Origin of the sequence: Paenibacillus ihuae (assembly GCF_001368795.1) — a bacterium.
Taxonomy (GTDB): Bacteria; Bacillota; Bacilli; order Paenibacillales; family Paenibacillaceae; genus Paenibacillus_AQ; species Paenibacillus_AQ ihuae.
Genome location: NZ_LN831198.1, coordinates 1,211,413 through 1,215,878 on the forward strand (window position 1 = coordinate 1,211,413; position 4,466 = coordinate 1,215,878).

Sequence of the window (4,466 nt, forward strand, 5' to 3'; positions counted from 1 at the left end):
AGCAGCTGCGGGCCTTAACGGAGAAGCCAACCTATGTTGTCGCCAGCGGCAGCCTGCCTCCGGGTTGTCCGGCGGATTTTTATGGGCGCGTAGTAGAAACTGCGAAGCAGTGGAATGCCCGGGTAATTGTAGATACGTCTGGAGAAGCGCTGCAATTGGCTGCTGATGCCGGTGTCTATTTACTGAAACCGAATGCGCGTGAACTGGAAGAGCTGGTTGGGCACAGCATTGCTGGCAATGAAGAATTAACGGCAGCTGCGCTGGAGCTGATTGAACAGGGACGGACCGAAGTGGTGGTGGTCTCATTAGGCGGACAAGGCGCACTGCTGATTACCAGGGAAGGCTGTGAGCATCTGCATGCTCCTGAAGTTCAGGTGCTTAGTGTCGTCGGTGCTGGTGACAGCCTTGTAGCGGGAATCGTATATAGCCTGAAGCGGGGTTGGCCTCTGCGCGAAGCCGTCCAGTTCGGAATTGCCTCCGGTAGCGCGGCTGTCATGAACCCTGAGCGGCAGCTGTGCAAGCGTGAGGATACAGAGCGTTTGTTTGCAGCAATGAAGGAAGCGGATACGGCGGACCAATAATTAGCGTCAAGCCGGAAATTTGTTTTTTTGTAACCTAATCAAAAAGGCGAAGGATTCCTCATACCTTGCGGTAGCGGTAACCTTCGCCTTTGCCTATTCGTCCGTTAGTGCTCATAGCCAATCCTTTTTGCGGAAAATAAACAGCATTCCACAGCCGAGCGTCACCATAACGGCAATTACGCCATAGTAGCCATATTGTGAATGGGTCTCGGGTATATTATCAAAGTTCATTCCGTAGATACCGGTGATTACGGTCAGCGGCATGAATATTGTAGTAATTGCGGTAAAGACTCTCATAATTTCATTGGCGCGGTTGGCGATACTGGATTGGTAGGCTTCGCGCAAGTTGCCCATGAGGTCGCGGTAGGTCTCGAATGTTTCAGAGATTTTAACCGCATTCTCATAAATATCGCTAAAGTACTTCTGCAGCTGGTCATCGATCAGGCGGAGGTCCTTTTTGTTGAGCGTGTTGATAACTTCCTTCTGCGGTCCCAGCATCTTCTTCAGCCACAGAATTTCACTGCGCAGACCGATGATTTCGCTTAAGTGCGATTTCTTGGTATGCATCAGGATATCCTCTTCGAGCTTTTCGATCCGTGCTTCAATCCGGTCGCCGACTGAGAAGTAATTATCTACGACGGTGTCGATCAGATGGTAAAGAAACCGGTCAGGTTCGCTGACCTCCTGCTCCCACAGAATGGGCTTCAGGACACGCAGCTCATGGATCTTTTGCTTGGTGACGGTAATGATGAAATGTCTGCCCAGAAAAACGTTAAGCGCCCGGAGGAAAATTTCCTCATCATCAAAACGGATGCTGTTGACTACGATAAAATAATGGCTCTCATAAATTTCAATCTTCGGCCGCTGTTCCTCTTCGCTGAGGCAATCCTCAACGGCCAGATCATGCAGATTGTACAGAGGCTGAAGCAGCTCCAAATCCTCGTCATCGGCATCGATCCAGTAGAACCCTTCTAGAGGGGCGGTAAGTGTTTGCTCAATATCATCGATCGGTGTAAAAACTCCTGCATTCACCAGCCGGATTTTCATCTGATTCACTCCTTCTGTCCCCGTTCTTCTCCAGGGGTATGCTAATTAAAGCACACGGAAAAAATCAGCTTGGCCGGTGGTACAATCAATGAATCGGCCAGAATGACGTTTCGAGGACATAAAGAAGAAATGCTCCCGCCGCCGGCAAGCTGATGTTAATCCTGTGTGGTTGCTCACTTTGTACGCTTAACTGCGCACCCGGGTCGCCTTCCATTCTTCACTCACCTCTTCTTTTCGTCATTTGTGCTGTGAAACACTTGTCTAGTATAACGCCGGGATATGCCTCTTACAAGTTAAATTCTTTACAGTTTAGGGGCTCTTCAGCATTGTATGGACTTGACGAAAAGCAGGTTCATGATTTAAAGTGAATTTTAAGAAAATAATTGAATACAGCTAAATCTTATCAAGAGCAGGTGGAGGGACTGGCCCGATGAAACCCGGCAACCGGCGTGTAAACGCACGGTGCTAATTCTTGCGGAAGCTATGCAGGGGGAGATGATATCCCGGCATTGTTCTCTGGCAGATGAGAGAGGCGCATATGACTACAGCTATATGACCTTTCTCGTGCGAGAAAGGTCTTTTTTGCATGCTTTACAGCGAGTGGAAGGACACTAATTCGATTAAGGAGTGGACACTGCAATGCCAATCAAAATTCCCGACAGCTTACCGGCCAAAGAAATATTATCCGGAGAAAATATCTTCGTAATGGATGAGAGCCAGGCTTTTCATCAGGACATCCGTCCTTTACGGATTGCTATCCTGAATTTAATGCCTACCAAGGAAACAACAGAGACGCAGCTGCTGCGCTTGATCGGGAATTCCCCGCTCCAGGTCGATGTAGTCCTGCTTCATCCGAGCTCCCATACCTCCAAGAATACTTCAGCGGAGCATTTGGAGAGCTTCTATACAACCTTTGATGAAATCAGCCACCGCCGGTTCGACGGCCTGATAGTGACCGGGGCTCCGGTAGAGCAGCTGGAGTTCGAGGACGTGAATTACTGGGAAGAGCTGAAGCGGATTTTTGAATGGAGCAAGCATAACGTAACCTCGACCATGCATATCTGTTGGGCGGCACAGGCTGGATTATATCACCACTTCGGCGTGCGCAAGGTCAGTCTGCCGGAGAAATGCTTCGGCGTCTTCCCGCACACCTTGAGCCATAATAACTTCAAGCTGCTGCGCGGTTTTGACGAGGTGTTCCATGTCCCGCATTCCCGCCACACTGACGTTTCCCGGGAAGATATTGAAGCCAATCCCGATCTGCAGATTCTTGCTGAATCCGAAGAAGCCGGAGTTTATCTTGTGTCAACACATGACGGCAGGCAGATTTTTGTCACCGGTCACTCCGAGTATGACCCGTTCTCCCTGAAATGGGAGTATGACCGCGATATAGCCAAGGGAATGGATATTGCACTGCCGAAGCATTACTATCCAAAGGATGATCCGCAGCGTACTCCGCCGGCCGTATGGCGTGCCCATGCTAACTTATTGTTCGCCAATTGGCTCAATTACTATGTATATCAGGAGACCCCTTACGATATTGGTCCCATCATTTAATCATAGATGAGCAGAGAATGCTCAACACCACATTTAGGAGGCTTACCATGGACGAGAAACTAAGGATTGAAAGCAGACTGGCGCAGATTGGCTCACAGGAGGATCCTGCTACCGGTGCAGTGAATTATCCGATTTATAATGCAACGGCATTCCGCCACCCGAGACTTGGACAAAGCACAGGGTTTGATTACATCCGCACCAAGAACCCGACCCGGTCGGTGCTGGAAACGGCTGCGGCCGAGCTGGAATCCGGCGATGCCGGCTTTGCCTGCAGCTCCGGTATGGCTGCGTTAACCACCGTGTTTGCTTTGTTCGGCCAAGGCGACCATCTGGTTGTTTCGCTGGATCTGTATGGCGGCACCTACCGGCTGCTGGAACGGATTCTCTCGAAGTACGGCATCAGCGCCTCCTATGTGGATACTAATGACCTGGATGGCCTGGAAGCGGCACGCCGTCCGAGTACGAAGGCTGTGTTCATTGAGACTCCGACCAACCCGCTGATGATGATAACCGATATATCGGCTGTTTGTACGTGGGCCCGCCGGCATGGGCTGCTCACAATTGTAGACAATACGCTGCTCACTCCGTTCTTCCAGCGTCCGCTGGAGCTGGGCGCAGATATTATTGTGCACAGCGCGACCAAATATCTGGGTGGCCATAATGATGTTCTGGCGGGTCTGATCGTAACTAAAGGTGCTGAGCTCTCGGCAGAAATGGCCATCCTCCACAACTCTCTTGGAGCTGTACTTGCTCCTAACGACAGCTATCAGCTGATGAAGGGCATGAAGACCCTGGCCCTGCGCATGGAGCGGCATGAGAGTAACGCGCTGGCTATTGCCCGTTATCTCCTGGAGCATCCGGCAATCGGGGAAGTATTCCATCCGGGGCTGCCGGATCATCCGGGCTACGAGATTCAGAACCGCCAGTCCTCCGGGAATACCGGAATCTTCTCCTTTAAGGTAAAAGACGCCAGATATGTGGAGCCGCTCTTGCGCCATATCCGTCTGATCGCTTTCGCTGAAAGTCTGGGTGGTGTGGAATCGCTAATGACCTATCCGGCAGTGCAGACCCATGCCGACATTCCGGTGGAAATCCGCGATGCAGTCGGTGTGGATGACCGTCTGCTGCGCTTCTCCGTCGGCATTGAGCATGTAAATGACCTGATTGCTGACCTTGCCCAGGCGTTCGAAGCAGCACGGATCGAGCTGGAGCAAGCTGTGACAGCTGAATAATTATTTAAGGAAGACGGCAGCGAGGTTCATGCGCTGCCGTTTTTTTTGT

At 51.1% G+C, this 4,466-nt stretch carries 4 protein-coding genes and 1 riboswitch; of the genes, 3 read left to right on the plus strand and 1 reads right to left on the minus strand.

What is annotated here, in order from left to right; all coding sequences use genetic code 11:
- On the plus strand, positions 1 to 581 hold a 581-nt coding region (locus AQR02_RS05330; RefSeq protein WP_187388758.1), incomplete at its 5' end, for a 1-phosphofructokinase family hexose kinase.
- 111 nt (positions 582 to 692) lie between these two features.
- Here the strand turns inward: AQR02_RS05330 and corA are convergent.
- On the minus strand, positions 693 to 1,628 hold the full coding sequence (corA, locus tag AQR02_RS05335) for a magnesium/cobalt transporter CorA (RefSeq protein WP_054939683.1): 936 nt from the start codon (positions 1,626 to 1,628) through the stop codon (positions 693 to 695).
- A 397-nt stretch (positions 1,629 to 2,025) separates the two neighbouring features.
- A riboswitch (SAM riboswitch) is annotated at positions 2,026 to 2,130 on the plus strand.
- Positions 2,131 to 2,267: 137 nt separating this feature from the next.
- Here corA and metA point away from each other — a divergent pair.
- Positions 2,268 to 3,185: a homoserine O-acetyltransferase MetA gene (gene metA / locus AQR02_RS05340; RefSeq protein ID WP_054939684.1), complete on the plus strand. Its 918-nt coding sequence runs from the start codon at positions 2,268 to 2,270 to the stop codon at positions 3,183 to 3,185.
- Positions 3,186 to 3,232: 47 nt separating this feature from the next.
- Entirely contained in the window at positions 3,233 to 4,417 is a 1,185-nt protein-coding gene (locus tag AQR02_RS05345) for an aminotransferase class I/II-fold pyridoxal phosphate-dependent enzyme (RefSeq protein WP_054939685.1), read from the plus strand.
- Positions 4,418 to 4,466: the final 49 nt, after the last annotated feature.

What these genes read in the sequence shown, in the direction of transcription:
- metA (WP_054939684.1), top strand. Translation starts at nt 2,268, where the DNA reads ATGCCAATCAAAATTCCCGACAGCTTACCGGCCAAAGAAATATTATCC.
- corA (WP_054939683.1), bottom strand. Translation starts at nt 1,628, where the DNA reads ATGAAAATCCGGCTGGTGAATGCAGGAGTTTTTACACCGATCGATGAT.
- AQR02_RS05345 (WP_054939685.1), top strand. Translation starts at nt 3,233, where the DNA reads ATGGACGAGAAACTAAGGATTGAAAGCAGACTGGCGCAGATTGGCTCA.